The organism is Shewanella violacea DSS12 (genome assembly GCF_000091325.1).
GTDB classification, from domain to species: Bacteria; Pseudomonadota; Gammaproteobacteria; order Enterobacterales; family Shewanellaceae; genus Shewanella; species Shewanella violacea.
Genome location: NC_014012.1, coordinates 925,300 through 951,021, shown reverse-complemented (window position 1 = coordinate 951,021; position 25,722 = coordinate 925,300). Strand labels below are relative to the sequence as shown.

At 44.9% G+C, this 25,722-nt stretch carries 24 protein-coding genes; 13 read left to right on the top strand and 11 right to left on the bottom strand.

Annotated elements, in window-relative coordinates:
- Positions 1-11: 11 nt before the first annotated feature.
- From SVI_RS03850 to SVI_RS03840, 3 genes are all read right to left on the bottom strand, one after another.
- Positions 12-1,118, bottom strand: coding sequence for an ACP S-malonyltransferase (locus SVI_RS03850; RefSeq protein WP_049791028.1), 1,107 nt, complete (start codon positions 1,116-1,118; stop codon positions 12-14).
- A gap of 1 nt (position 1,119) precedes the next feature.
- Positions 1,120-3,369: a dehydrogenase E1 component subunit alpha/beta gene (locus SVI_RS03845; protein ID WP_041419657.1), complete on the bottom strand. Its 2,250-nt coding sequence runs from the start codon at positions 3,367-3,369 to the stop codon at positions 1,120-1,122.
- Between the two features lie 61 nt (positions 3,370-3,430).
- Entirely contained in the window at positions 3,431-4,606 is a 1,176-nt protein-coding gene (locus tag SVI_RS03840) for an acyl-CoA dehydrogenase (RefSeq protein ID WP_013050094.1), read from the bottom strand.
- Positions 4,607-4,769: 163 nt separating this feature from the next.
- Between SVI_RS03840 and SVI_RS03835 the strand changes: the two genes are divergently transcribed.
- The 5 genes from SVI_RS03835 (at position 4,770) to SVI_RS03815 (ending at position 9,148) form a co-directional block, all read left to right on the top strand.
- On the top strand, positions 4,770-5,609 hold the full coding sequence (locus tag SVI_RS03835) for a LysR family transcriptional regulator (RefSeq protein WP_013050093.1): 840 nt from the start codon (positions 4,770-4,772) through the stop codon (positions 5,607-5,609).
- A 218-nt stretch (positions 5,610-5,827) separates the two neighbouring features.
- Positions 5,828-6,709 (top strand): MipA/OmpV family protein, encoded by an 882-nt coding sequence (locus tag SVI_RS03830; RefSeq protein WP_013050092.1) that lies wholly within the window; start codon positions 5,828-5,830, stop codon positions 6,707-6,709.
- Positions 6,710-6,762: 53 nt separating this feature from the next.
- Positions 6,763-7,140 carry a DUF3019 domain-containing protein gene (locus SVI_RS03825; RefSeq protein ID WP_041420203.1) on the top strand — a complete coding sequence of 126 codons (378 nt, stop codon included), beginning with the start codon at positions 6,763-6,765 and terminating at the stop codon, positions 7,138-7,140.
- Complete coding sequence (locus SVI_RS03820; RefSeq protein ID WP_013050090.1) at positions 7,140-7,853, top strand: response regulator; 714 nt, start codon at positions 7,140-7,142, stop codon at positions 7,851-7,853. The genes SVI_RS03825 and SVI_RS03820 overlap by 1 nt, the downstream gene beginning before the upstream one ends.
- A gap of 17 nt (positions 7,854-7,870) precedes the next feature.
- Positions 7,871-9,148 carry an ATP-binding protein gene (locus SVI_RS03815; protein ID WP_013050089.1) on the top strand — a complete coding sequence of 426 codons (1,278 nt, stop codon included), beginning with the start codon at positions 7,871-7,873 and terminating at the stop codon, positions 9,146-9,148.
- A gap of 13 nt (positions 9,149-9,161) precedes the next feature.
- Here the strand turns inward: SVI_RS03815 and SVI_RS03810 are convergent, their stop codons facing one another.
- Positions 9,162-9,473: a DUF1289 domain-containing protein gene (locus tag SVI_RS03810; RefSeq protein ID WP_041419656.1), complete on the bottom strand. Its 312-nt coding sequence runs from the start codon at positions 9,471-9,473 to the stop codon at positions 9,162-9,164.
- A 261-nt stretch (positions 9,474-9,734) separates the two neighbouring features.
- Here SVI_RS03810 and SVI_RS03805 point away from each other — a divergent pair, with 261 nt between their 5' ends.
- Positions 9,735-10,304 carry a type II secretion system protein gene (locus SVI_RS03805; protein WP_013050087.1) on the top strand — a complete coding sequence of 190 codons (570 nt, stop codon included), beginning with the start codon at positions 9,735-9,737 and terminating at the stop codon, positions 10,302-10,304.
- A gap of 353 nt (positions 10,305-10,657) precedes the next feature.
- Here the strand turns inward: SVI_RS03805 and SVI_RS03800 are convergent, their stop codons facing one another.
- The 4 genes from SVI_RS03800 to SVI_RS03785 all read right to left on the bottom strand — a co-directional run bounded on the left by SVI_RS03800 (position 10,658) and on the right by SVI_RS03785 (position 14,426).
- The gene (locus SVI_RS03800; protein WP_041419655.1) at positions 10,658-11,629 is read right to left on the bottom strand and encodes a D-2-hydroxyacid dehydrogenase; all 972 of its coding nucleotides are present in this window, start codon (positions 11,627-11,629) and stop codon (positions 10,658-10,660) included.
- Positions 11,630-11,879: 250 nt separating this feature from the next.
- The gene (gene djlA / locus SVI_RS03795) at positions 11,880-12,659 is read right to left on the bottom strand and encodes a co-chaperone DjlA (RefSeq protein ID WP_013050085.1); all 780 of its coding nucleotides are present in this window, start codon (positions 12,657-12,659) and stop codon (positions 11,880-11,882) included.
- A 64-nt stretch (positions 12,660-12,723) separates the two neighbouring features.
- Positions 12,724-13,410: an N-acetylmuramate alpha-1-phosphate uridylyltransferase MurU gene (gene murU / locus SVI_RS03790; RefSeq protein ID WP_013050084.1), complete on the bottom strand. Its 687-nt coding sequence runs from the start codon at positions 13,408-13,410 to the stop codon at positions 12,724-12,726.
- A complete protein-coding gene (locus tag SVI_RS03785) occupies positions 13,407-14,426 on the bottom strand; it encodes an aminoglycoside phosphotransferase family protein (protein WP_041419654.1) in 1,020 nt (339 codons plus the stop codon). The genes murU and SVI_RS03785 overlap by 4 nt, the downstream gene beginning before the upstream one ends.
- A gap of 153 nt (positions 14,427-14,579) precedes the next feature.
- Here SVI_RS03785 and lptD point away from each other — a divergent pair, with 153 nt between their 5' ends.
- The 7 genes from lptD to SVI_RS03750 all read left to right on the top strand — a co-directional run bounded on the left by lptD (position 14,580) and on the right by SVI_RS03750 (position 23,653).
- The gene (lptD, locus tag SVI_RS03780) at positions 14,580-16,907 is read left to right on the top strand and encodes an LPS assembly protein LptD (protein WP_041419653.1); all 2,328 of its coding nucleotides are present in this window, start codon (positions 14,580-14,582) and stop codon (positions 16,905-16,907) included.
- 124 nt (positions 16,908-17,031) lie between these two features.
- On the top strand, positions 17,032-18,336 hold the full coding sequence (surA, locus tag SVI_RS03775; protein ID WP_013050081.1) for a peptidylprolyl isomerase SurA: 1,305 nt from the start codon (positions 17,032-17,034) through the stop codon (positions 18,334-18,336).
- A 5-nt stretch (positions 18,337-18,341) separates the two neighbouring features.
- A complete protein-coding gene (gene pdxA / locus SVI_RS03770) occupies positions 18,342-19,328 on the top strand; it encodes a 4-hydroxythreonine-4-phosphate dehydrogenase PdxA (RefSeq protein WP_013050080.1) in 987 nt (328 codons plus the stop codon).
- Between the two features lie 11 nt (positions 19,329-19,339).
- Positions 19,340-20,158, top strand: a complete 819-nt coding sequence (gene rsmA / locus SVI_RS03765; RefSeq protein WP_013050079.1) for a 16S rRNA (adenine(1518)-N(6)/adenine(1519)-N(6))-dimethyltransferase RsmA — start codon at positions 19,340-19,342, stop codon at positions 20,156-20,158.
- 98 nt (positions 20,159-20,256) lie between these two features.
- Positions 20,257-20,637 carry a Co2+/Mg2+ efflux protein ApaG gene (gene apaG / locus SVI_RS03760; RefSeq protein ID WP_013050078.1) on the top strand — a complete coding sequence of 127 codons (381 nt, stop codon included), beginning with the start codon at positions 20,257-20,259 and terminating at the stop codon, positions 20,635-20,637.
- A 19-nt stretch (positions 20,638-20,656) separates the two neighbouring features.
- The gene (locus tag SVI_RS03755) at positions 20,657-21,481 is read left to right on the top strand and encodes a symmetrical bis(5'-nucleosyl)-tetraphosphatase (RefSeq protein WP_013050077.1); all 825 of its coding nucleotides are present in this window, start codon (positions 20,657-20,659) and stop codon (positions 21,479-21,481) included.
- Positions 21,482-21,625: 144 nt separating this feature from the next.
- Positions 21,626-23,653, top strand: a complete 2,028-nt coding sequence (locus tag SVI_RS03750; RefSeq protein ID WP_013050076.1) for a methyl-accepting chemotaxis protein — start codon at positions 21,626-21,628, stop codon at positions 23,651-23,653.
- Between the two features lie 596 nt (positions 23,654-24,249).
- Here the strand turns inward: SVI_RS03750 and SVI_RS03745 are convergent.
- From SVI_RS03745 to SVI_RS03735, 3 genes are all read right to left on the bottom strand, one after another.
- Positions 24,250-24,639 (bottom strand): DUF3718 domain-containing protein, encoded by a 390-nt coding sequence (locus tag SVI_RS03745; protein WP_041419652.1) that lies wholly within the window; start codon positions 24,637-24,639, stop codon positions 24,250-24,252.
- 92 nt (positions 24,640-24,731) lie between these two features.
- Positions 24,732-25,214: a type 3 dihydrofolate reductase gene (gene folA / locus SVI_RS03740; RefSeq protein ID WP_041419651.1), complete on the bottom strand. Its 483-nt coding sequence runs from the start codon at positions 25,212-25,214 to the stop codon at positions 24,732-24,734.
- A 32-nt stretch (positions 25,215-25,246) separates the two neighbouring features.
- Positions 25,247-25,717, bottom strand: coding sequence for a threonine/serine exporter family protein (locus SVI_RS03735; RefSeq protein ID WP_041420202.1), 471 nt, complete (start codon positions 25,715-25,717; stop codon positions 25,247-25,249).
- Between the last annotated feature and the right edge of the window lie 5 nt (positions 25,718-25,722).

The following is a 25,722-nucleotide window of genomic DNA, read 5'->3' as shown; positions in this document are numbered from 1 at the left end:
CGGTCTCTAGGCTAACGCTTAACTAATACTTGGCTACGTTGTTCCTCATTGCCCATGGCTAGCATCTTAGGTGATATTTGCTGAGCAGACGAAAACTCTGCTTTACTGGTCCAATCAAACCAGTTGATATCGATTAGCGCCTGGGCTGTGGGGCCGCCTAAGGTGTTACCAGGACCAAGCACGATAACCTTATCCGGGGCAAACTCTTTCACCGCCACCTGCACAGCCTTGGTAAAATCATAGGGCTTGGTGACTTGATCCCCTAAAGTGTATTGCCTCAATTTTGAACAATCAGTGCCATAGGGAGTCCAAATCCTGCCTTCTCCATCGATCAGGGGAATTTGGGGCTTAGAAAACAGAAACTCCCCCAGAGAGGCAAGGCCTTTCTCTGACACTTGCTCCAACAAGGGAGAATGAAACGCACCATGATTATATAAACGCATAGGATAACGTTCATCCACCTGGGGCAGCATCTCCTCGGCTCGTTTCAGTCCAGATTCATTTCCCGCAAGCACCCGATAGCCTCCAAGATAAATAGAGGTAAAGAGCTCACATCCCTCTTCATCACAGATGGTCTCGATTACCCTGTCGATAAGAGCGGATATGTCACTGTCCCGCCTCCACTGTGCATCTATCTCTGGATAAATGAGTTGCCCACCAATTAAGCCATCTTGCATCATGGAACCCATGGTATTGATAACATCGATGGCGGAATCGGCATCCAGGGCGCCTGCGCAGGCCATAGCAATATACCAGCCCATGGAATTGCCAGTTACTGCAACCACCTCATAGCGCTCGGTATCTATATCCATAAAGTCACATACTGAGCAGGCATAGATGAGGGCTGATGCGTTTTCTCCTGGCGTATGTTGTTTGAAAGAGTATTTAGCCGCGCCATCTATTTTAGCTATCCCCACCTGCTTTAATTCCTCTCGGTATTTATCTATACCCGCAATAAACCCCTGTTTATCGGAGTGAAAAGCTTGCAGATATCCCAGTTCATCCTTGTTATAGCAGCCTCGGCCAGGTGCAACCACAAGGACTCTTTCTCTAGGCTTATGAACCAGCTGTTCGCCGTGCTCATTTGCCGCCACTTGTTTTTCTATATTGATAGTCATGTTACAGGGCCTCTTTGAGCAACTGATGATTAAGCTCTCTACCAATCAAGGCCAGAGCCGCCTCGACTATGGTATCTGTGCTCGGTAGGGGTAAGGTTGCCGCATCGGCCAGTGGAATAAAGCAATCCTCGGCTGTCAATCTAGCCAGTGGTGGGCATTCATTGCCTAACGCCTCATGGAAACCTGAGATTAGCGCCTCACTGATGGAGCCGGTTTTTCTACATTCATCGACAATCAAGATATGGTGGCACTCTTTGGCACTGTCGATGATAGCCTCTAAATTCAGCGGCGCCAGCCAACGTATGTCCAGTACACGCACCTTAAGACCGTTTGCCGATAATAACTTCTCCGCCTGACGACTCAGGTAGTAACCATTGGCATAGCTGATAATGCACAGCTCTCTCCCCTCCCCATGCTGAGCTATTACCCCTAATGGGACTGGGTTAGCCTCTTGCTCCGGCAGATAATAACTGGACCAGAGGCCATCGCCTTTATCGTGCAGATCTTTGGTCATATACAGGGCTATGGGTTCGAGGAAGATCACTAGCCTCTGCTCTTCCCGGGCTAAGCGGACGCACTCCCTTAGCATCTCAACCGCATCGTGACCGTTTGACGGGCAGGCGATGATGAGTCCGGGTATATCCCGGAACACGGCGAAAGAGTTGTCGTTATGAAAATGGCCTCCGAAGCCTTTCTGATAGGCCAGGCCCGCAATACGGATCACCATAGGATTGGTAAATTGGCCATCGGAGAAGAAAGGTAAGGTCGCCGCCTCGCCTCTTATCTGGTCTTCGGCATTGTGCACATAGGCCAAAAATTGGATCTCAGGGATCGGCAAGATTCCGTTATGAGCTAAGCCGATGGCCAGACCCAAGATAGAGGTTTCATCCAACAAGGTATTGATCACTCGGTTAGGGCTGAAACGCTCAACCAGACGTGAAGTCACATGATACACGCCACCTTTCTTGCCCACATCCTCGCCGCACACCACGATATTCCTGTATCTGGCCATCAAGTCAGTCAACGCCAGATTGATCATCTTGCCCATGTGCAGAGGCTTGAGCAGAGATTGTTTATCCGCCTTCAACAAGACACTTCTGCGCTCCTCGTCCAAGTAAGGTACATCTTCTAGTCTAGAGTTAAGTTTAGGTGGAACAATCGCAGCCTTAGCCTGCGTCACATCTCTGAGTTTTGGCTTTGTCACCACGATACGCGAAATGGCCTGAATACGCGTCTTGAGGCTGAGATAAAGAGAGACTATCTGCTCGCTAGTCATCACTCCTGCTTCAATGAGTTGCTGCGCCGTGACCAACAAGGGATCTTGAGATTCATTATAAAAAATCTGCTGTTTCTTCATATAAGCTATCTCGGCATCACTGCCAGCATGGCCCATCAGGCGAACGGTGCGAACATGTAAAAATACAGGTTTTCGATGCATACGAGCAAAGTCGGCCGCCGCCTTACTGACCTTGTAACAATCGAGAATGTCTCTACCATCGCAATAGAAATACTTAAGTCCAGGTCTCTGGCTGAAATTAGCCGAGATCCAGCCCTTGGGAGTCGGTGTGGATATGCCAATACCATTATCTTCACAGATAAAGACCAGAGGCATGGGTACTTGTTGATACGCGGCCCAGCAAGCCGAGTTTATCGCACTCAGGGCACTGGCATGATTGGCCGAGGCATCGCCGAAGTTGCACAGAACGACACTGTCTGCCGGCATTTTTGCTGCTAATGACAGACGTTCGGTTAACGGAATACTCAAGGCTGCCCCAACGGATTTGGGAAGGTGAGAAGCTATGGTCGAGGTTTGCGGCGGAATGTTGAGACGCTTACTGCCAAGCACCTTATGGCGGCCGCCCGAAGTAGGATCGTCACTGGATGCTGCAAATGACAGCAAGATATCGTATAACAAGGTTTCACCCGGAACCTGTCGACCTCGCTCCAACATGAAGGCACAGCTGCGGTAATGCAGAAACGCCATATCAGTAGGTTTAAAAGCCAGTCCGTAGGCGGCGTTTCCCTCATGACCCGAACTGCCTATGGTATAGAACCCCTGATTACGGCCCTTCATTTGCCTGGATTCAAGATCCAATAAACGGCTTTTCAGCTGGGACTCGAACATGCCGATGAAATCGCTGTCGGTTAAACCTATGCTGGTATGATCCCAACCTTCTCCGATATCGCTAAATTCCTGCTTCTGTACTCGCTCGAGAAAACGGCGATCCAATACTAGGGCTCTATCTTCCATAATGCTTACCTATTTGATACCAGAGACAAAAAAGGAGCCTTAGGCTCCTTGTTACTGCTACTTATCCAAATGCCTGAATACCTGTCTGAGCTCGACCTAAGATAAGTGCATGTATGTCGTGAGTGCCCTCGTAGGTATTCACCGCCTCCAGATTCATGACGTGGCGAATGACATGAAACTCATCTGATATACCATTACCACCGTGCATATCTCGAGCCATACGGGCGATATCCAGCGCCTTGCCACAGGAGTTGCGCTTTATCAGAGAGATAGCTTCTACCGGTAGGGCATCTTGATCCATCAAACGCCCCGCCTGTAAGCAGGTAAATAAGCCTAAGGTGATCTCAGTCTGCATATCCGCCAGTTTCTTCTGAATTAACTGATTGGCCGCCAAGGGGCGATTAAACTGAATCCTATCTAAGGTATATTGACGGGCTGCATGCCAACAGAACTCAGCGGCACCCAGCGCTCCCCAAGCTATGCCGTAGCGCGCCTTGTTCAAGCAACCAAAGGGGCCCTTCAAGCCCTCAACATTAGGCAATAACGCAGACTCAGGCACTTCGACATTATCCATGACTATTTCGCCTGTGATGGAGGCTCTAAGGGAAAATTTGCCCTCTATTTTAGGCGCGCTCAAACCCTTCATGCCTTTTTCCAAGATGAAGCCTCGAATTTTTCCTTCCAGCTTACCCCAGACAATAAACACATCGGCAATGGGTGAATTCGTGATCCACATCTTGGCACCATTGAGGCGATAGCCGCCATCGATACGTTCGGCGCGGGTCCTCATGCCACCGGGATCGGATCCAACATCTGGCTCAGTCAAACCAAAACAACCAATCCATTCACCCTTTGCTAGTTTAGGTAAATACTTTAGCCTCTGCGCTTCAGTACCGTAGGCATAGATAGGATGCATGACTAATGAGGACTGCACACTCATGGCAGAACGATAACCACTGTCGACTCGCTCTATCTCACGAGCCACTAGGCCATAGCTAACATAATTGATATTGGAACAGGCATATTTTTCAGGCAAGGTGGCTCCCAGCAAACCCAGCTCACCTAACTCATTCATGATCTCCCGATCGAAATGCTCATTTCTGTTGGCCATCAATACCCTGGGCATGAGTTTGTCTTGAGCATAATCGTGAACACTGTCGCGGATCATGCGCTCCTCTTCCGAGAGTAAGGCGTTAAACTGCAGGGGATCGGTCCAATCGAAATGCACTCTTGCCATGATGTTGTCCTTTGGTTTGTTACTGAATAGCGAAAATGGGTATTAATGTCTACAAAATAACCATTCCCTAATTTTCCTAGCATAGGCATAATTAACCATTAGGAGAAATATTCTTTTTCTTTAGCATCTATAGGTAATGCCTATATCTGACCTAGAGGTTAACTTGAATCTAAGATCGCTCAGTTATTTTGTCGCCGTGGTAGAGAAAGCTAGCATCAGTGGTGCGGCTAAAAAATGTTTTGTCGCCCAGCCCTCTATCTCAGCCGCGATATCGCAATTAGAAGCCCGTTTAGATACCCAACTCTTCCATCGCCATGGCAAAGGAGTCAGCCCAACAGAGTCGGGACTTAGGCTTTATCCCCTGGCACAGAAACTGCTCAATGAATCTCAAGCCATCGAATCTCTGTTCAAACAAGCTCAAGAGCAGACCCCCTTTAGACTCGGATTAATACGCTCCTTAGGGGTCCATAGGATGAGCGGGCTGCTAAAAGACTTTACTAATGCCTGTGTCGATATGGAGTTAACACTTGTCGAAGCCAATGAAGATGCCGAGGCGAGGATCATTACCACCAGAGATCTAACCACCAAGGAAGATTTTTATCCTATCTGGCATGATGACTACCTGTTGGCCATCCCTTCTTCATTCAGTTTGAGTTTACAGACACAGATCCGCCTACAAGATTTAGATCAACAAGCCTTTATTCACCGTGCTCCCTGTGAGGCGCTGTCGAGTCTGCAGCAATTGATGGATTTAGAGGGCATTCAAGTACAGGTCAGAGCTAGAATTCAGACAGTTGAATACGCGGTTGGCTTAGTCGCCGCGGGTCTGGGGATCGCCTTAGTGCCGGCTCTTCCCGCTCTACTTGAACAGAGAAATATTACCTTTAGACGACTTCAGGATATTGAGCTTAAGAGAACTGTCGGATTAGCCTTGCCTAGAGATACCGGCTTAAATGAGCAACAAATTCAATTACTCCAGCTATGCAAACAGCCTAGGCACTAAGCTTAAAAATGAGAGAAAACACAAAGCAGAGACATAATTACAACACTTAAACACCGACCCGCCACCAAGATTAAACACAAGAGGCGAACAGAAGAAACAATAGCCCCCTGACTGTATCACTTTGCATCAAATGAAGTGAAAAACCTACCTAAAGCTATGACAGGTGATACTCTGTTACTCAATATGTTAATTCTGTGATGAGTATATAAACGAGCAAGATGAAAACCTTAAACGCATTCCTACTAACTTGTATTTTCTTTCCTGTTTCTTCATGGGCCGATACTGTCGACTCCTGCGAAAGCGAATACGAGTGTATCGAAACTGGTAGGTGGGATATAGGACTGGCACTCGGTTACGGCTCTCGCAGCAATCCTCTTAAAGATTATGATGACATACCTATTTACTTAGCACCGACTTTCGCTTATTACGGCGATGATTGGTACTTCGACAATGGTAATATCGACTATACATTAGTCGAAGATGAAAAATACACCATAAATCTAACCACGAGTTTCAGTACCGACAGCGCCTTCTTTCATCGCTGGGATCCCTCTAACATATTTCTTACACAGAACAACAAATTCGAGTCGAGTTCTTTCTCAACTATGGCTCAGCCAACTGTGATGGGGGAAGATCGAAGAGTCCCTGATATCGATGAACTCGCCACCCGCCAATTTACCTACCTTGGCGGAATCGAAGCCTATATATACACCCGAGCTGGGATACTCAACCTATCCCTGACTCACGATTTACTCAATGTTCATCAAGGTACTGAAGCCAAATTAAAATGGTTCTATAACCTTGCCATAGAGGAATGGAAATTTCAGTTTGCTTTAGTGTTTGATTGGAAGAGTAAAGAGGTCGTTGACTACTATTACGGTATCAGGCCCTCTGAGAGTGCGTACTGGAATGAACATTACAAGGCCAAATCGGCCATTAACACGGGCTTAGAATTTACCAGCCATTATGTATTAACCAAACATTGGGATCTGCTTTTTCTAGCAAGGTACACAAAAATCGCCGATGAAATAGTTGCCAGTCCCCTGCTTAATGAAGATTACAGCAGTACCTTTTTTGTCGGCACAGCCTATAGGTTTTAATGAGCGTGTTGAATCAGGTATTAGTAACATTATTTAGATTGTTCCCCTTTGGAATGCTCACACTCTCATTGATGAGTGGCTTTGTCGTTGCCGCAGAAGAAGATTTAGGTGCCGTACTCACAATTTCCCCTGAGTTTTGCATCACATCTGCAGATAAAGATGCATGTGAGCTCACCTTAGAGCTGAAGTGGGAAAATAAATTGTTAAGACCCATCTGTATTTTGTCTGACTACAAAGAGATGGCAAAGTGGTGCGCCGAGTCAGCGGATACTCACTCATTAACATTGGAAATCAGTGCTACTGACGATATTCAATTTGTGATGATTGATAAAGAAACACACCAAACACTAGCTGGAGTCAAACTCAAAGTCATACCGGCCGCTGAGCCAAAAGTGCGACGACGCTACCGCAACCCATGGAGTTTATTCTAATGACAGAGTCCCAATCTACCCATAGAGTATTACTAGTAGAGGATGATATTCGCCTTGCTAATTTAATTGTAGATTATTTGAAGTCGCATGGAATGCACGTTGAAATTGAACGCCGGGGAGATACAGTATTAACCCGATTGATCAACTACAAACCCGATATCATACTTCTGGATATCATGTTACCGGGTATGGATGGCCTAACCTTATGCGAGAAGCTACCCGATTACTTTGCCGGACCCATCTTGCTGATGAGTGCACTAGGCTCTAGCGAAGATCAGATCAAAGGCTTAGAGCTTGGTGCCGATGACTATGTGGTTAAGCCTGTGGACCCGGCTCTGCTCATCGCACGGATTAACAATCTATTGCGCCGCACCGCTAAGCCGCCAAAAGTTGAATCTCACTGCTTAAGCTTTGGTAAACTCAGTATAGACCCTCATTCCCAAGCTATCCGCTTAGGCGATATCGAGGTCGATTTGACTAGCCATGAATTCGAACTATTATGGCTGCTGGCTTCTCAAGCTGGCCAAGTATTGAGCCGTCAATACATCTATCAATATCTTCTCAACATAGATTTTGATGGTAAAGATAGGAAAATAGATGTCCGAATTTCACGCTTAAGAAAGAAATTAGGGGATAATATTGAGACTCCATTTAGGATCAAGACAGTTTGGGGTCAAGGCTACTTGTTTGCCCCAGAAGCTTGGACTGGCTAATTTTTCGGAACTAAAAATTGAAACGACTATTCATCAGCCTGTATCTACTTGTAAGCCTTAGTTTCTTAGGTATAGGCTGGACACTCGATAGTATTTGGCAGAAAAGTGTCGAAGACAGTGGTGCTATGGATGCACCACTGGTTGCATTGGCTCAGCTACTGGAAAAAATCCCCCAACAAGAGCGTGAAAAATACTTAGGTCAACTCAATCACAATCCCGACTATCCACTAAAGTTAGTCGACGCCAGTCAGATAGCGCTATCGCCTGAAAGCGAGTTAACTTCTGACAAGTTACTCATCGCATCTCAGGGTGATGACCACGAACTTCATTTCATCAAAGTTGGTCAACAAGTCCTAATCGCAGGCCCCATAGAGATCGATCCCAGAGCCAGGTTAAGAGGCTTATTTACCCTCTTCTTCTATCTGTCACTGGCCTTCGTTTCCCTGATATGGGTCTGGCCATTATCGAGAGATCTCAAGACCCTAAAGAGTGCCACCCAAGAATTTGGTCAAGCCAAATGGGACACACAGATAGAGCTTTCTAAACGTTCTCAGGTATTACCATTAGCCGTGACATTTAATGAGATGTCACAGCAGATAAGAACACTGATAGAAAATCACAAGCATCTATCCAATGCCGTTTCCCACGAGATCCGCACTCCACTGGCCAGATTAAAGTTCGCTCTGGCATTAATGCCGCAATATTGTCGACCCGATTCAGATCCAAAGCGCAGAGATGAATTTATTGATGAGATGCAGCAAGATGTCAAAGAGATGGAAAAACTGCTGCAAGAGCTATTAACCTATGCAAGTCTAGAGTCTAAACAGAACAATGTTCAATTTGAACATTGTGACCTTGAGGCCATAGCCAAGCACACTATCGAAAAACTCTCTTCTAGCATAAGTGCACCAATCACGTTCAAGCAATCGGTAAATCCAGTCTACATCTCGGGGGATCCCATGCTGATTGAGCGAGCGATACAGAACTTGATCACTAATGCTCAGCGTTTCGGTCGACAGTCTATAGAGGTTGCGGTTAAGCAGAACCAACAAGATATCTCCTTATCTATAACCGATGATGGCCAAGGTATTCCAATGGAAGATCAGAGCAAGATTTTTGAACCTTTCTATCGTAGTCAATCGGTTCAAAATGGCAACAAGGGCCACGGGTTAGGGTTAGCAATCATCAGACGCATCATGGATAGGCATAAGGGTAAGGTGACACTCGAGAGTAGAGATGGCTTTACTTGTTTTACCTTACATTGGCCGGTAATAACGTCATCAAAAACAAATTAATAGAGACGAGTTATCACTCTAGGGAAAAATCATCGAGGGATAAATTAGTTTCTATCTCTTCGCTGGCCTGAAAATCTAACAGCGGATTAATAGCCGCCCTATCCTGTAGCAGTTGAGCTTTTTTGGCCTTAAGAATGGTGAGTTTTCTGCGACGTATTCTCTGCCTACACAAACGGATCACATCCGTTTTCTTAGCATCAGAAAACTCGAGCCAATTAAATCGCTCGCCTCTGCTACGTAAACAGCCTTTGCAGTAACCTCTGGCATCGGTTTGACACACACCGATACAGGGGCTTGGGATCTCAAAAAACTCTAGTTGTTCCATCATTACGCTTGTCGGCGACTCATCTATTTTTAAGAGTGTTAGATTAAACATAACTTATTTACCCTGAACTGGCTAATTTACATACAGAAGATAAACAAGCAGCCGTGGTGAGATCACCTAAGGTAAATAGCAATGGACAAGACACCACAGACCATAAAATGTATAGACCTTAATGAAGCCAATAATTTACACAATTAATGATTTTTAAGTTAATTCAGTTGAGGTAAAATCCGCTTAAGTTGTAAACATGTTTAAGTTGTAATGAAAAATCAAAATAAAGAGCTAGGTTTTACCCTGATAGAATTGCTAGTAGTGATCATAGTCTTAGGTATTTTAGCCCTTGTTGCCAACGTTAAGTTTGTCGACTTTCGCAGAGATGGTGAAATTGCCAGCGTAAAAACTCTAGCCGCTTCTTTTAAGCAATCGTTAACCTTCGCACACACCAAATGGCAAATTACCGGTGGCAGTGGGGCTATGAACGATCTAGCGGGTTTTGCCGGCGGAGTGCTAGATATAAACAGCCAAGGTTATCCCATAGGTATAGACAAGAGAAACCCAATGGGAGCACCTAATAATATCGGTAGAGGAAAGCAGGGCTGCGTCTCACTGTGGAATACCCTACTCACAGACCCACCCAGTATTTCTCTCGCGGAGATCGACAACGGCAGTGATTTTCAAGCCTATCGACACAAGGCCGAGACTAATCCCGATGCTCAGAGCCAATGTACTTATGTACTCAGAACCTTAGGTGATACACAGGGATATCAAGACGCTGATATAGTCATTAATTACAACTCTGTCACCGGCAGAGTCAGAGCACTCATTAATTAACTCAGCTAATCCCCATAGACATAATTTAGCAACCCATTTTAGTGGCCTAATTAGAGAACTACAGATGGGTTCTTGTAGCTCAATTACGGCAATCCAGTCTATGGCATTATAAAACGTAGTAATTAAAAATTTTGCCAGCAGTTTATGGTATCCAAACTGACTGTGACTAGGCCATTAACAAGAAAGGTTTACCTTGTCAGAACATTTGCAAAATTTAACTAGGTCGTGATTCAGGTGTAGTCGAGTGAGAAGCCCGAAGAAAAGAGAGAAGAGAAAGGGCTCTGATGACTAGATAAAAGGTATTTATAAGCGATTAGGGCCTAGTGATTAGTGGCCCGTTAATGAGTCCTCATTTAATTTACCTGATTTTGGAATTTACCATCAAGCTTGTTGGTTTCGGATACAAAACATTCCAAATTTCGACTGGCTATATCGAGTAGATTTTGTCTCGCCTCGATAGTAGCCCATGAGTTATGGGGGCTGATACTGATATTCTTAGCACTGAGCAGTGGATTCGTTTTCTCGGGAGGCTCGGTCGATAGCACATCGACGCCAGCAGCCGCGATCTCACCATCGGCCAAGGCTTGCTTTAAAGCGGCTTCATCGATTAACCCACCTCGAGCAGTATTGATTAAGATGGCACTGGTACGCATCTGCTTAAGGGTTCTGCTGTTAATGATCTTATGGCTAGCTTCAGTTAACGGGCAGTGTAGCGAAAGAATATCCACAGTGGAGATCAGCGCTTCAAGTTCACTCCACTCAATACCGACGGGAAGTTCTGTTAACTGGCTGCGGGTGTTAACCATAACCTTCATACCGAAGGCCAGAGCTATATTGGCAACCCGCTGACCTATGGCGCCATAACCCATCAAGCCGATAGTCTTACCTTTTAGAGACTGCAATGGAGACAAGGTGAAACAAAAATCTTCACAGTCAGACCAGACGCCGTTCACCACAGCCTCATGATGAATAGCGATTCTTTGGCTATGATGCAAAATATGGGCGAAGACCATCTGAGCCACCGCATCCGGGCCATAAGCAGGCACATTAGTGACAACTATGCCTTGATTTGTTGCTGCATCCAGATCGACAACATTGGTTCCTGTGGCCAAAACGCCTATATACTTCAGCTTAGGTAATAGAGTCAGCGTGTTCTTATCTATGATGGTCTTGTTAGTAAACAAGACCTCTGCATCCTTTGCCCGGAAAAGCACTTGCTCGGGATCGCTTCTGTCATAACAGCTTAAGTCACCAAACTTCTCTATGGCCTGCCAGCTAAGATCACCTGGATTTAGGGTATAGGCATCCAGTACAACTATCTTCATCATCACTCCTTCGCGCTATTCTTGATAGAAAATGTCAGTTAGTAAAGTTAGTAAAGTTAGCTTACCCCAGCATTGACCTGTCCTTACCACATGATATAAACAGATATTCAATATGTTCTGACCGTCATTACAAAAGTGAGTTATCACTCAGATAAACATGCATAGGCAGCCGAAGTAGAAACTAAGCATATTTGTATCTCAGCTCACTGTCATTCTATCGCAGACAATACTCAGCAAACTCAGAGCAATACTAACGCATGCCTCGGTCTGATTTAACCCGATCGTAGGCAAGTTGTATATCTTGCGCCTTACGATTAGCCAGCTCCATCATCTCTTCAGGCAGGCCTTTCGCAACTAATTTGTCCGGGTGATGTTCGTTCATCAGCTTGCGATAGGCACGTTTTACCTCTTGGTCCGATGATGATTCGGCCATGCCTAAGAGATCATAAGCATCTTCGATACTCGTCTGACTGTCATTGCCTCCTTTATGGAAGTTAAACTCGGCCTGCCAGCGCTTAAGCAACTCGTCTAACTGAGTACGGCTATAACCTAGCTCCTGGGCTATAGTCAGTAAGATTGCGTGTTCTTTAGGATCAAGCTCGCCGTCGGACAGTGCCGTCTGGATCTGGATCTCAAGAAACATCTGCAATAATTCTTTGCGCCCCATGGAGATAATTCTAAAGGTTTTTAAACAGGCCTTGATATCAAAATCACTGGCCTTACCTTCGCTAAATGCCTTCTGAGCACCCTGTCTTGCCTCACCTTTGAGGTGCATCTGATCCATCAGCATGGTCGCAATGCGAATATCATTCTCAGTCACTTGGCCCGATGCTTTCGCTACATGGCCCATCACAGCAAATGTCGTATTCAAGAAAAGCGCCTGCCTATTGGCACCTTTGCCTATGATGCCACTCAACTGAGCACTTTTTTTATCCAATAGATGACCTAACCAGAGACCTATCAGGCCTCCAGGGAGTCGCCCAAACATATAACCTATGGTGAAACCAAAAAACTTACCCCAAATACGCATCCAAAAACCTTATATAGCGATATTAAATTATCAAAATTACAAATATAAAATACGAAAAATTACACTAGTTTGCTTGAAGCCGACGCTCCAGATCCTCGAGTCGTTCTATGGTTCCAACATCACACCAATAACCAGAGTAATGACTACCCGATACCAGATCCGATGACATTTTCTGCCGCAATAATGGCGCCAATGGAAACCCCGTCTCTGGGGTATCATCGAATAATGAAGGATGATATAGACCCATGCCAGAAAAAGTCAGTGCAGGCTTATCTTCAGCTCTGTTCGCAGCAACCAAGCCATGGTGTAGAGGGAAGTCACCATAAGGATGCTGACTCGGATTATCCACTAACCAGAGGTGAGCCAATTTCCCAGCACTGATTTGTGCCAAGCCAGCTGCAATATCTTGAGGAAGATCATCCATAAACACATCACCGTTTATCACCAGAAATGCGTCATCTCCCAGCAGAGGCAAGGCATGCTTGATACCTCCGCCAGTCTCTAACGCACTCTTCTCCGCGCTATAATGCAATTGAATGCCCCATCGGCTACCATCGCCAAGCTGCTGGACTAGCTTCTCGCCTAGCCAGGCATGATTGATCACTATCTCATCAATACCCGCTGCGGCGAGGCGCTCTATATGATAAACAATCAGAGGTTTACCAGAGACACACACTAAGGGCTTAGGAAGGGTATCAGTAAGCGGCCTTAGCCTCTCTCCTCGCCCAGCCGCAAGAATCATCGCCTTCATAGTTTGTCCTCGAATGCGGGCACTAAGGTATTGGTGACCCAAGCACTAAAGTCCTCAAGCTCAGGATAACCCGCGGAAATATCAGCTATGTAGGCGAGTGTCATGGGAATATCAGCCATATAGGCAGGCTTGCCATCTCTATAATTCAAGCGTGAGAAAATACCAGCCGCCTTGATATGGCGCTGTATACCCATCAGATCGAACCATCTTCGATACTTCTCTAAGGTTACCGAACTATCGATAAGACCCGCTTGTTTTTGATTAAGGTAATGTTTCTCCATCAAGCCCTCTACAAGAGTATCAGGCCAACGGATATAGCAATCCCTTAATAGCGACACGGCATCATATGTCACCGGGCCGATAACGGCATCCTGAAAATCAATCACGCTGAGCTGTTCAACACCAAACTCATCGGCTGTAAGCATAAGATTGCGGCTGTGATAATCTCTGTGCATACCTACTTTTGGTTGCTCTTCGGCATTCGCCACTAACAAAGCAAAGGCCTGCTCAAGCATCTTTCGGGTATCGGCATCGATAACTAAGTTAAGATGATGCTTTATCAACCAGTCGGTAAAAATATCTAATTCTCTGTGAACGAAGACCGAATCATACAAGGGTAAACCTAGCTCAGCATTTTCAGTGAAAGCAGCAAAGCGGTCTAAAAGCTTCAATGCTCTAGAGTAATATGCCTCGACACTGGTATCGTTTAGCCGTGAAATAAGCTGCACATCGCCGAGGTCACTCAAGAGTAAAAAACCGTCTTCAACATTTGATTCAATAACTTGCGGAACATTAATTCCTAGGTCACCATAAGCTTTAGCTAACTTTATAAATGGAGACACTGGGATCTGCTCTGGTGGCGAATCCATTACTATATAACTAGTCTCATCATGTAACACTCGAAAATAACGCCTAAAACTAGCGTCTCCAGAGATGAGTACTGGGTGTGATTGACTAGCAAAAACTTGGTTTAGCCAGGAATTTAACTGAAGAAATCTAAGATCTGACAAGGGCACCTCATGGCTCTTAGGTAAGAATTGCTTTATTATAAAACAAAATGGAATTAGCTAAAAATCTCATTATTGATATTTAGCTAAGTTGCCTGATAAAAGTGCAAGATTGCACACCTATATTTGTCCAGACTAAGAAATCATAATAAACGACTTAAGATGCATATCCGATATTTTTTGGCTTTAAGCCTACTTCCCCAATTAGTCTTGGCTGAAGAAATTACCTCAGTGCCAGATGCCAGCATACAATGCCAGGTAGAGCCTCCGGTGCCTAAAATGGCTCCCTTAGATCCCAACGCCCCTGAATTGAACCTTCAAGAGATACGTATAATCTCTGATCGCTCGGCAGCTCAGATGGGTAAACAAGCCACATTTAATGGCAACGTCTCTTTCAGCCAAGGCGCACGCCATATAGCGGCAGATGAAGCCATACTCGATCAAGAGAGTGAACAGCTAAATGCTAATGGAAACTTAGTTTTCCAAGATGAGATATTCACTATCACGGCTGACTCTCTTGTGGCTCACATGGGAGATAACAGTGCCAGCCTTACTGGTGCAAAATACTGGCTTCATGGCCAACAGATACACGGCGATGCGGAAAAGCTCGAAATAACCCCCGATAATAATTTGCATCTCACCAAGACAAATTTCACCACCTGTCCACCGGGTGATTCTTCTTGGTTGCTCGAAGCCGACAAAATTAAGATAGATAGTACAGAGGAATGGGGAGAGCTTTGGGATGCCAAGCTTAAAATTGCTGGTGTACCTGTCCTTTATATCCCTTACATGACGATCCCTGTATCGGATAAACGTAAATCAGGCTTCCTTTTTCCGGAATTTAGTACCAGCACCACCAATGGTGTAGAGATAGCTACGCCTTATTACTGGAATATAGCCCCAGAATACGATCTGACTTTTACGCCCCATTACATGTCGACTCGAGGCCTATTCCTCAAGACTGATTTCAGATATTTAGCCGGTGAATCACAGCAAGGTCAGCTCAACGTTGAATATTTGGGCAATGATAATATGCTGAGCAACAACTCAGATCGTTATCTATACCATTGGGAACATAAGGGAGCTATCGACGAAAACTGGCGAGTATTAGCCAATTTCACCCAAGTTTCCGATAACAACTATTTCAACGACATGAACTCGGATATTCAATCTGCAACGGATAATCAACTGTCGCGCATAGGTGAAATCAGCTATTTCGAAAGAAACTGGGATTTTAGCGCCAGAGTGCAGGATATCAAGGTATTGGGAGAAGAAGAGATCCCTTATCAGGTCATGCCGCAACTGAACTTCAACTATCGTGCACCATCGCTCTGGCATGGCTTAGATTTTGATTTTATGAGTGAAGTCACTAACTTTGAACATAGAGAAAATGAATTTGCCACCGCGACTCGCCTTCATATCGAACCGAGTATTTCCTTGCCGATACAAGGTCCAGCAGGCTCCATCACCAGTGAAGTAAAGCTGCTGCAGACCTATTATTGGCAAGATGATCAAGGCAATCCAAAAAATGAAGAGTTAGACGACCAAGTCAGTCGAACTCTGCCTCAGGTCCGTGTTCATGGCCAGGTTAACTTCGAGCGTTACACTGACTATTTCAATGAGAATTATCGCCAAACCTTAGAGCCTCAATTTCAATATCTCTATGTGGGTTATGAAGATCAATCTAATATCGGCATCTATGATACCGCTCAGCTCCAGGAAGATTATTATGGCCTGTTCAGGGAGAGGCGTTTCTCAGGACTCGATAGAATAGCCGATGCAAACCAGATGACCTTAGGCTTAACCACAAGACTTTATGACGAACATAATGTCGAGAAGTTTAAGTTTAGTTTAGGACAAATTTTCTACTTCCAAGATAGCCGTGTCGGCATCCATGAACCAGGAATGTCTACTCAGTCCTTCACCCAAGAAAATACTTCTAACTCTGTTTTAGCGGCAGAATTAAGCACTCAGTTCTACAAAGACTGGTATATGAGTGGTGCTATTCAGTATGATACTAAGCAAAGTGAGAACAAGAAGAGTGAAGTCAGCTTAGATTTCCGGCCTGGAGCGAACAAGTTACTCCAATTTAGCTACCGCTATGTGCCAGATCTGGTCAACACCAATACTAATGAGTCTGTCAATATATCTCAGACTGGTATGCGAGGTGCTTGGCCTGTAAGCGATGACCTATATCTTGTGGGTAACTGGTATTATGATCTTAACGAGAAGCGCAACGTAGAGACTTATGCTGGCTTCCAATATGAATCCTGTTGTTGGGCTCTACGTCTAAGCTATCATTATCGCATCAAGACAAATTATGATGACGATGATTTGAACATGATGATGGATGGCAGAGAGCAGTTTGAGAAAGGATTTTATCTTAATTTCGTGATCAAGGGACTCGGTGGTTCCGGCCCATTAGGTGTCACGGATATGCTCAATGACGGCTTGTTTAACTATAGAAAACCTTTATACCTTAAAAACTAGTTAAACAAATAAATGATATTGTTATGAACCATGAGAAGGACTTATAGTCCAATCATGAAATAGATTTTCCTATCAGCACTAATTTATGCTGCAGCTGATATTAATATGCCAAGGATTTTTGTGGATGAAACCCTGTAAACATTTGATTATTGCTTTTCTAACCTTGGCCTCGAGCCACATGGTTCAAGCTGAAAACACGCCATTAGACCGAGTATCTGTGCAGGTAAACGAAGGCATTGTGCTGGAGAGTGAGATCACCAATATGGTGACGACTGTTAAAACTAATGCTTCAGCCGCGGGTCAATCTCTGCCTTCGGACCAAGCGTTACGAACCCAAGTTATCGAACGTCTAATCGTGACGCGTCTGCAGATGCAGATGGCCGACAGAATTGGCCTTCATATCGGTGACCTACAGCTGGATCAGACCATAGGTAATATCGCCAAAGATCAAAAGCTCACTGTCGACCAGATGAAACACAAAATCGGCGGCGAAGGCATGAGTTGGAGCCATTATCGTGAGCAACTAAGGGAAGAGATGACCTTAGGTGAAATTCAGCGCATTCAAGTACAACGCCGTATTCAAGTATCACCACAAGAGATCAACAACCTAGTAAACATGATAGAAGAACAAGGTCTGAAACAGACTGAGTTCCAGATCGGTCATATCCTGATTGAGATCCCCAACGACCCTACCAGCGAGCAGCTGGAAAAGGCGAGTAACCGAGCCAATAAAGTATTGGAACGTGTTAAAGACGGTGGAGATTTTCGTCGTACGGCTATCGCAGCTTCTGCCGGTCCTAAAGCTCTCGAGGGAGGTATCTGGGATTACATGAACATCAACGAGATGCCGACTCTTTTCGCTGAAGTCTTATCCGATGCTAAGAAGGGCGATATTATTGGCCCTATCAGAAGTGGCGCCGGCTTCCATATTATCAAGGTAATAGACGCTCGCGGCCTACAGACCAAAGAGGTTAAGGAAGTTCGCTCTCGTCACATCCTCATCAAGCCTTCACCTATTCTTTCAGAAGAGAGGGCAAAGGCCATGCTGGATAAATTTGTCAAGCAGCTCCGCGCCGGCGATGCCGACTTCGCGGCACTGGCTCACAAGTATTCGGAAGACCCAGGTTCTGCAGCCAAAGGCGGTGAGCTAGGTTGGGCCGATCCAACTGTTTATGTACCGGCATTTTCTCAGACCCTAAAGGGACTGAATGTAAATGACATCAGTGAGCCCTTCCGCTCTACCCATGGCTGGCACATAGTCCAATTAGAAGAGCGTCGCACAACTGATGCGACGGCTAAATTTAATACCAATAAAGCACATCAACTTATCTATCGTCGTAAATTTAACGAAGAGTTACAGACTTGGTTAGACGAGATGAGAGCAGAAGCTTATATCGAAGTTTTTGATGCTGATTTCAATAGAGGTTAAACGTATTGACGACTAAACGTATTGCCATAACTGCGGGCGAGCCCGCAGGTATCGGTCCAGATTTAGTTATTCAACTAGCTCAGCAGGCTTGGCCTGCTGAGCTAGTTGTTTGTGCTGACCCTGATTTATTAACATCGAGAGCCAAAAATCTCGGTTTGCCGCTTCAACTCAAGCCATATCAGCCTAATCAAGCACCTAAGGCTCAGGAAGTCGGCACCTTGACCATAGCCCCTTTTTCACTGGCTGTTGCCAGCAAATGTGGCCAACTCGATGAACAAAATAGTGCTTATGTAATTGAAACATTGCGCTATGCTGGTGAAAAAAACATGAATGGCGAGTTCGATGCTGTGGTAACGGGTCCTGTACATAAAGGGATCATTAATCAGGCAGGGATCCCATTCAGCGGCCATACAGAATTTTTTGCTAATCAAGCCAATTGCCAAGATGTGGTCATGATGCTATCGGCTCCGGGATTACATGTGGCACTCGTTACCACCCATATTCCCTTGGCCTATGTATCTAAAGCAATCACCCGTGATCGCCTGCACCAGATAATAAAGATTTTACACCGAGATCTAATCGACAAGTTTGCAATAGAGCAACCCAAGATCTATGTATGTGGTCTTAATCCACATTCAGGAGAAGATGGTCATCTGGGCCGTGAAGAGCTTGATACCATAATTCCAGCACTTGAAGAGTTACGTGAGCTAGGAATTAGTATCGTAGGCCCTCTACCGGCAGACACCATTTTCCAACCTAAGTATCTCGAAGATGCAGATGTGATACTCGCCATGTATCACGATCAAGGCCTTCCAGTTCTTAAATCTCAGGGGTTTGGTAGCTCAGTCAACATTACCTTAGGACTCCCCTACATTCGTACCTCCGTCGACCATGGCACAGCGCTAGACCTCGCCGGAACCGGTACTGCAGACATAGGAAGCTTCGTCTGCGCACTAAATAAAGCCATAGATTTGGCAGTAAAAGCTGGATAATAGAATAGCAGATGAGTAATAAAGTACATTTAGGCCATACAGCCAAAAAACGTTTCGGACAGAACTTCCTGACAGATCATAACGTCATTAATCGTATTGTCGGCGCTATATCACCTGACAATGATCATGTCATGGTCGAAATCGGCCCGGGTCTCGGCGCGCTAACAGAGCCAGTTGCCGAATCCATAGATAAGTTGACTGTGGTTGAACTAGATAAAGATCTGGTTGCACGACTACATGAGCACCCGACCCTGAAACATAAGTTAGAAATCCATCAGGGTGATGCCCTAAATTTCGATTTCAGCCAACTGATAGAAGAAGGCAAGGAACTTAAAGTTTTTGGCAACTTGCCTTATAACATCTCTACTCCCTTGATGTTTCATCTGTTCGAATTTGCAGAACACATCAAGCACATGCATTTTATGCTACAAAAAGAGGTGGTATTAAGACTGTCTGCCACTCCTGGAACTAAGGCCTATGGTCGCTTGACTGTGATGGCTCAATATCATTGCCAGATCATGCCAGTACTGGAAGTACCGCCAGAATGTTTTACACCAGCACCTAAGGTTAACTCTGCAGTGGTACGATTAGTCCCTTACAAGCAGAAACCTTGGCCATGTAGTGATGTGGAATTTCTTAGACGTATGACAACTACGGCTTTCAGCATGCGTCGCAAGACCTTACGTAACAATTTAAAGCATATGATTACTGATGAAGAGTTCCTGGCTCTCAACATAGATTCATCATTGAGACCGGAACAGATCACTGTTGAGCAATACGTATCCATGGCTAACATGCTCTTGGATAAGAAGGCTGGTGAACGAGCTTAGTTCATTATCTCGGGACTCTCGATTGTGAATCAACACAAGAATACATAGAAATAGAATAGGAGGGCTTGCCCTCCTTTTTTTTGTCAAAAAGGTAACTTATGTCTGAGCTCGGGTCGACCATCAAGGTTGAAGTAAAAACTGAATATATTGAAGAGCAATCATCTGCCAAAGAGGAGAGATACCTTTTTAGATATACCATCACCATCATCAATCTGGGACAAGTAGCGGCCACATTGGAAAGCCGCCACTGGCGTATTACCGATGCAAATAACCATAAGAGTGAAGTCCAAGGTGCTGGTGTCGTCGGAGAGACTCCAAGAATAGAGCCAAACACCGCATACCAATATAGCAGTGGTACAGTGCTAGAAACCCCTCTTGGGGTCATGCAAGGCACATACACTATGGTGACCGATGATGGTGAACGATTCGAAGCGACAATTCATCCATTTAGGCTAGCCGTTCCAGGTTTACTCCACTAATTTAAAGGCGTGTATTTAGATGGCTAATTACTTTGTCGGGGATATTCAGGGTTGTTTTGAAGAGCTAGAACTAGTACTTGCTAAAGTTGACTTCAACCCTTCCACAGATGTGCTTTGGGCAGTCGGCGATCTCATTGCCAGAGGAGAAGGTTCACTTCCCACCCTAAGATACTTCAAGCAGCTTGATGGGTCGGCTAAGGTGGTATTAGGCAACCATGATCTTCACCTGATGGCAGTTGCCGCAAAAATTAAACGTGTAAATCCGAAAGACCAACTCGATGCACTCTTAGATGCGGCCGATTTAGGCTCATTAATTGGCTGGCTAAGATTACAACCTCTGGTACAGGAACTTCCCGAGCAGAATATCATTATGACTCATGCGGGCGTCCCTCCCCAATGGGATATTCAGACCTTAAGAGCTCAGGCTCAACTCGTCAGCAAGGCCTTAACCTCTCAAGATTATATTCCAGCCTTAATCGCCAAAATGTACACCAATAAAACTCATGTATGGGACGAAAATGCGTCAGAATTACAACGACAAATATATTGTATCAACGCCCTGACTCGCATGCGTTTCTTACGCCCCGACGGTGGACTGGATTTCGATTGTAAGCTCTCACCTGATGATTGTCAGGATCCCAGTCTAACCCCTTGGTTTAACGCTAATGGGTTAATCAAGGAGACACACACCTTGATCTTCGGTCATTGGGCAGCTGTGATGGGAAAAGTTGAGAATCCCAATATTTATGCTCTGGATACGGGCTGTTGTTGGGGTAATCATCTGACGTTATGGCATATGGAGTCAGATCAAAAAATTACCCAAAATAAGTTAAAAAAGAGTTAAACTAGCTGGTAAGTTGGCCGATATAATAAAATTGGAAGCGATTGTTTTCTGCCAACCCTTGAATTTAAACATCTTTACGACCAAGGGCAACGGCAACTTAATTGTTACGGGAAAACATAATAATAACAATAATCGGAGTACCCTATGAAAATGAATGTCGCCACCCGAGTCATTGGCGGGTTTAGTATCGTTACTTTACTGTTAGTAGGATTAGGCGCGGCCTCTCTACTGACAAATAGTAAGTTAAAAACCAGCACACAAGTACTACAAGAAATCAGTATTCCCGCATTAGAATCTACCGCCTACCTCTTACAGGGCATAGCTCGACAAGAGAAACAGATTCTGGTGGCATACCATACAAAAAAATCCCAAGATCTTCCTAAGATATCTAATAAATTTAATAAACTAGATAAAGACTTTAATTCCAAGCTAGCTCAGCTATCCAGAATTGTTGGCGAACAAGATCAAGCCGATTTCTCGGGTACTATTTCAAATTTACACCAGAGTTACCAAAACTTCATCGCTAATGGCGAGAAGATGATTAAAACCCGTGAGAACGAGTTAGTCACTCAGGAAAAGCTGGCAATAAAACTGGATATTCTAGAACTATCCGCCGATGACACGGCTTCATTACTACTGGATCTCATCGATCTCGAGATGAGTGACAATCCCACAGAACAAGAGATTGCCGCCACAGCAGGAAATATAGATAACAGCTTCAGCGGCATAGTCAGCACCAGCTATGATCTAATTAACAGTCAAACAAAAAAGCAATACCAAACCATCTCTAAAGAGCTGGATTACATCGTCAGTGAAGCCAGAAGTAAACTCGAATATGTCACCCGTCACTCACAAGGCGTTATCGATCAAACCCTATTAAACAACATCAACAAAGAAGCGAATAAAGTCTTCAACATGCTCCATGGCAGTGGCTCAATACAAGCTATGAAGGGACGTCAACTTAACTTCCATACGTCTGCATCTCAAATGCTGTCTCAAGTAGAAAAAGACGTACAAGCTGCCAATGACAGCATGAAAGACTTGACCAATAAAGTAGAATCAGTGTCTAGGACCGTAAGCCAAAGTGCGATTGAAGATATAGATGCAGCGAGTTTAAACACCCGTATTCTGATTATCATCGCCATCATACTGGCCATAATAATCAGTATCGCAGTGATCAGACCTTTAAAACGTTCACTGGATAAAGTTAATAATGCACTCAAGGTTTTAGCTTCCGGAGATCTGACCCACAAGTTAGATGATTCCGGCCACGATGAGTTTGCAGAACTATCACGCAACTGTAACCGTCTGGTGGATAGCCTAAGAGATCTTATCCAGGGTATCTTGGATCGCTCCAATCAACTTGCTGCCGCCGCAGAAGAAACCTCTGCAATAACGGCCCAAACTACAGTAGGTATTCAGGAGCAGAAGAGCCAGGTCGATCAAGTTGCCACGGCAACGGCTCAGTTGAGTTCCAGTGCCGAGCAGGTTACTAACAGTGCAGATGATGCCCTTATTCAAATCAAGCAAGCCGATGATGAAGCGCAACATATGCGCGCCATTGCCGATGAGAATAAACAGACAATCTTGGCCTTGGCCGATGAAGTTGCTAAAGCAGGCATAGTCATCAATAAATTACATTCAGATAGTGCCTCCATTGGTTCGATTCTCGATGTGATACGCGGCATCGCCGAGCAGACTAACCTATTAGCCCTCAATGCAGCCATCGAAGCTGCACGAGCCGGTGAGCAGGGACGCGGCTTTGCCGTCGTTGCCGATGAAGTACGTAGTCTGGCTTCGAGAACCCAGGACTCGACTCAAGAGATCCAACAGATGATTCAAGTTCTGCAAGAGGGTGCTCAACAGGCCGTTGCCGTCATGGAGCTAGGACGCACTCAAGCAAATACCTGTGTAGAGAAAACTGAGCAGGCTAATCTAGCATTAGAAAGTATCAGCGAAGCAGTGCACAAGGCACATGACTCGGGCACTCATATCGCCAATGCAGCACAAGAACAAAACATAGTGAGTCAGCAGGTGTCAGAGAAGCTTGAGCACATAGCCGCCATCTCAGAAGAGACCTCCACTGGCGCCGATCAAACAGCTCAGTCCAGTCATCAAGTGGCTAAACTTGCAGAAGAACTGCAAGCATCTGTTAGAGAGTTTAAGGTTTAGAATTTACGGTTTATAGGCTAGAACAGTCGGATCCCATAACTCAGTCATCAAGTGGCTAAACTTGCAGAAGAACTGCAAGCATCTGTTAGAGAGTTTAAGGTTTAGAATTTACGGTTTATAGGCCAGAACAGTCGGATCTCATAACTCAGTCATCAAGTGGCTAAACTTGCAGAAGAACTGCAAGCATCTGTTAGAGAGTTTAAGGTTTAGAATTTACGGTTTATAGGCTAGAACAGATGGGTCCCATAGCCAAGCTATCAAGTGGCTAAACTTGCAGAAGAACTGCAAGCATCTGTTAGGGAGTTTAAGGTTTAGAATTTACGGTTTATAGGCCAGAACAGTCGGATCCCATAACTCAGTCATCAAGTGGCTAAACTTGCAGAAGAACTGCAAGCATCTGTTAGAGAGTTTAAGGTTTAGAATTTACGGTTTATAGGCTAGAACAGATGGGTCCCATAGCCAAGCTATCAAGTGGCTAAACTTGCCGAGGAGCTACAGGCTTGAGTAAGAGAGTTTAAGGTTTCTAGGTTCTAAAACTAAAAAAATGCCGGATACTTATGTATCCGGCATTTTTATAAGTTCTACAATGTAAGTCTTTAACCGCCTGCCGTTCTGTCTTTTATGGCAGTCGTGATGGCACTAGCACCGTGACCATTGCCATTGGCCCAATCAAGGATAGTCTTACCATCTGTTTCTGTAGCTGTAAGCTCTGATACTGAAAGACGTTTGGCGATAAAGGTCCCCACCTTCTCTGAACCACTATTCATTGCAGTGCGCAATAAACTGTCTCCGTTGCACTTAACACCCGAATAGATGTTACGTAGCTTGACTCGATTTTCTTTTAGTTTTTTGCGCAAACGGTTCTTATCATCAGCTTGGACATAATTACAAATATTCGCGGCGAGTTGATCTGAATTGGCTTGTACAGGCATAGAAAATGCCGATGCCGCGATAATAGCAACTATGCTCGTAGGTAACAGACGCATCCGATATTCCTTCTTATTATTTATTTTTATACTGTAGAGCATCAATAATTAATTTTTATATGCCCCACCCGAAACATAACAACAAGCATAATTTAACATTTTTTAACCAAGTTGATAAAGCTATATTCCAATCCAGCACCATTTACCAACATTTCTTGACTAATCCGCTCCCAGGAACCATCGTCCCACTGAGGAAAAAACGTATCACCAGCAACATCTAAATTGATTTCAGTCAGATAAAGCTTGTCCGCTTTACTTAAAAGAGAGGCGTAAAGCTGTCCACCACCTATCACCACCAGTTCTTCACATTCTCCGGCCGCTTCCACAGCCATTTCGAATGAAGTGACACAGGTGACTCCCGGTATGCTTAGCCCTTCTTGACGGCTAATGACGATATTAAGCCGACCGGGTAGCGCGCGGCCAATGGAGTCATAAGTCTTACGACCCATGACAATAGGTTTACCTAGCGTCATGGCCTTAAAGTGTTTCAGGTCTTCAGGAAGATGCCAGGGCATCTGGTTATCCTTGCCAATGACACGATTATTAGCCATCGCAGCTATCATGGCGATTTTCATAGTTATCTCCGGGTGTCTGTGACCCACTAAATTTAAATGACTGGTCGACTTCTAAAATAAAGCAAACCAGGCATAGCTAAGCCTACCGATAAGGCACCAAGAATAAACACGGTTTTTAAACCATTACGAATAACCTGAGAAGTAAGCTCTGAACTGATCTCAGATTGTGTCGTCAGCTCAACCAAAGCGATAACGGTATTAAACGCATAGGTTCCTGGCACCATGGGGATAATAGCAGCGACCGCGTACATGAGAGGTGGCGCCATATGACGTTTGGCAAAACCTATAGTGATAAGACCCACAAGGCCCGCTGCCGCGAATGTCGCCCACTCGATGGGCAAACCCGTATGAAGTAATAAAGTTCTACTACTGTGGCCTATAGCTCCCGCTAACGCACAATAGGGAAGGAATCGTTTGGGGACATTAAATACCATGGCGAAACCGACTGCAGGTATTGCCGAAAACAGCGCATCATTGAGTAAGGAGCATAAAAGTTCAATCAATGGGT

Excerpts from the sequence above, each read along its gene's own strand:
- SVI_RS03850 (WP_049791028.1), bottom strand. The coding sequence starts at position 1,118 with ATGACTATCAATATAGAAAAACAAGTGGCGGCAAATGAGCACGGCGAA.
- SVI_RS03845 (WP_041419657.1), bottom strand. The coding sequence starts at position 3,369 with ATGGAAGATAGAGCCCTAGTATTGGATCGCCGTTTTCTCGAGCGAGTA.
- SVI_RS03840 (WP_013050094.1), bottom strand. The coding sequence starts at position 4,606 with ATGGCAAGAGTGCATTTCGATTGGACCGATCCCCTGCAGTTTAACGCC.
- SVI_RS03830 (WP_013050092.1), top strand. The coding sequence starts at position 5,828 with ATGAAAACCTTAAACGCATTCCTACTAACTTGTATTTTCTTTCCTGTT.
- SVI_RS03825 (WP_041420203.1), top strand. The coding sequence starts at position 6,763 with ATGCTCACACTCTCATTGATGAGTGGCTTTGTCGTTGCCGCAGAAGAA.
- SVI_RS03820 (WP_013050090.1), top strand. The coding sequence starts at position 7,140 with ATGACAGAGTCCCAATCTACCCATAGAGTATTACTAGTAGAGGATGAT.
- SVI_RS03810 (WP_041419656.1), bottom strand. The coding sequence starts at position 9,473 with ATGGAACAACTAGAGTTTTTTGAGATCCCAAGCCCCTGTATCGGTGTG.
- SVI_RS03805 (WP_013050087.1), top strand. The coding sequence starts at position 9,735 with ATGAAAAATCAAAATAAAGAGCTAGGTTTTACCCTGATAGAATTGCTA.
- SVI_RS03800 (WP_041419655.1), bottom strand. The coding sequence starts at position 11,629 with ATGAAGATAGTTGTACTGGATGCCTATACCCTAAATCCAGGTGATCTT.
- djlA (WP_013050085.1), bottom strand. The coding sequence starts at position 12,659 with ATGCGTATTTGGGGTAAGTTTTTTGGTTTCACCATAGGTTATATGTTT.
- murU (WP_013050084.1), bottom strand. The coding sequence starts at position 13,410 with ATGAAGGCGATGATTCTTGCGGCTGGGCGAGGAGAGAGGCTAAGGCCG.
- lptD (WP_041419653.1), top strand. The coding sequence starts at position 14,580 with ATGCATATCCGATATTTTTTGGCTTTAAGCCTACTTCCCCAATTAGTC.
- surA (WP_013050081.1), top strand. The coding sequence starts at position 17,032 with ATGAAACCCTGTAAACATTTGATTATTGCTTTTCTAACCTTGGCCTCG.
- rsmA (WP_013050079.1), top strand. The coding sequence starts at position 19,340 with ATGAGTAATAAAGTACATTTAGGCCATACAGCCAAAAAACGTTTCGGA.
- apaG (WP_013050078.1), top strand. The coding sequence starts at position 20,257 with ATGTCTGAGCTCGGGTCGACCATCAAGGTTGAAGTAAAAACTGAATAT.
- SVI_RS03755 (WP_013050077.1), top strand. The coding sequence starts at position 20,657 with ATGGCTAATTACTTTGTCGGGGATATTCAGGGTTGTTTTGAAGAGCTA.
- SVI_RS03750 (WP_013050076.1), top strand. The coding sequence starts at position 21,626 with ATGAAAATGAATGTCGCCACCCGAGTCATTGGCGGGTTTAGTATCGTT.
- SVI_RS03745 (WP_041419652.1), bottom strand. The coding sequence starts at position 24,639 with ATGCGTCTGTTACCTACGAGCATAGTTGCTATTATCGCGGCATCGGCA.
- folA (WP_041419651.1), bottom strand. The coding sequence starts at position 25,214 with ATGAAAATCGCCATGATAGCTGCGATGGCTAATAATCGTGTCATTGGC.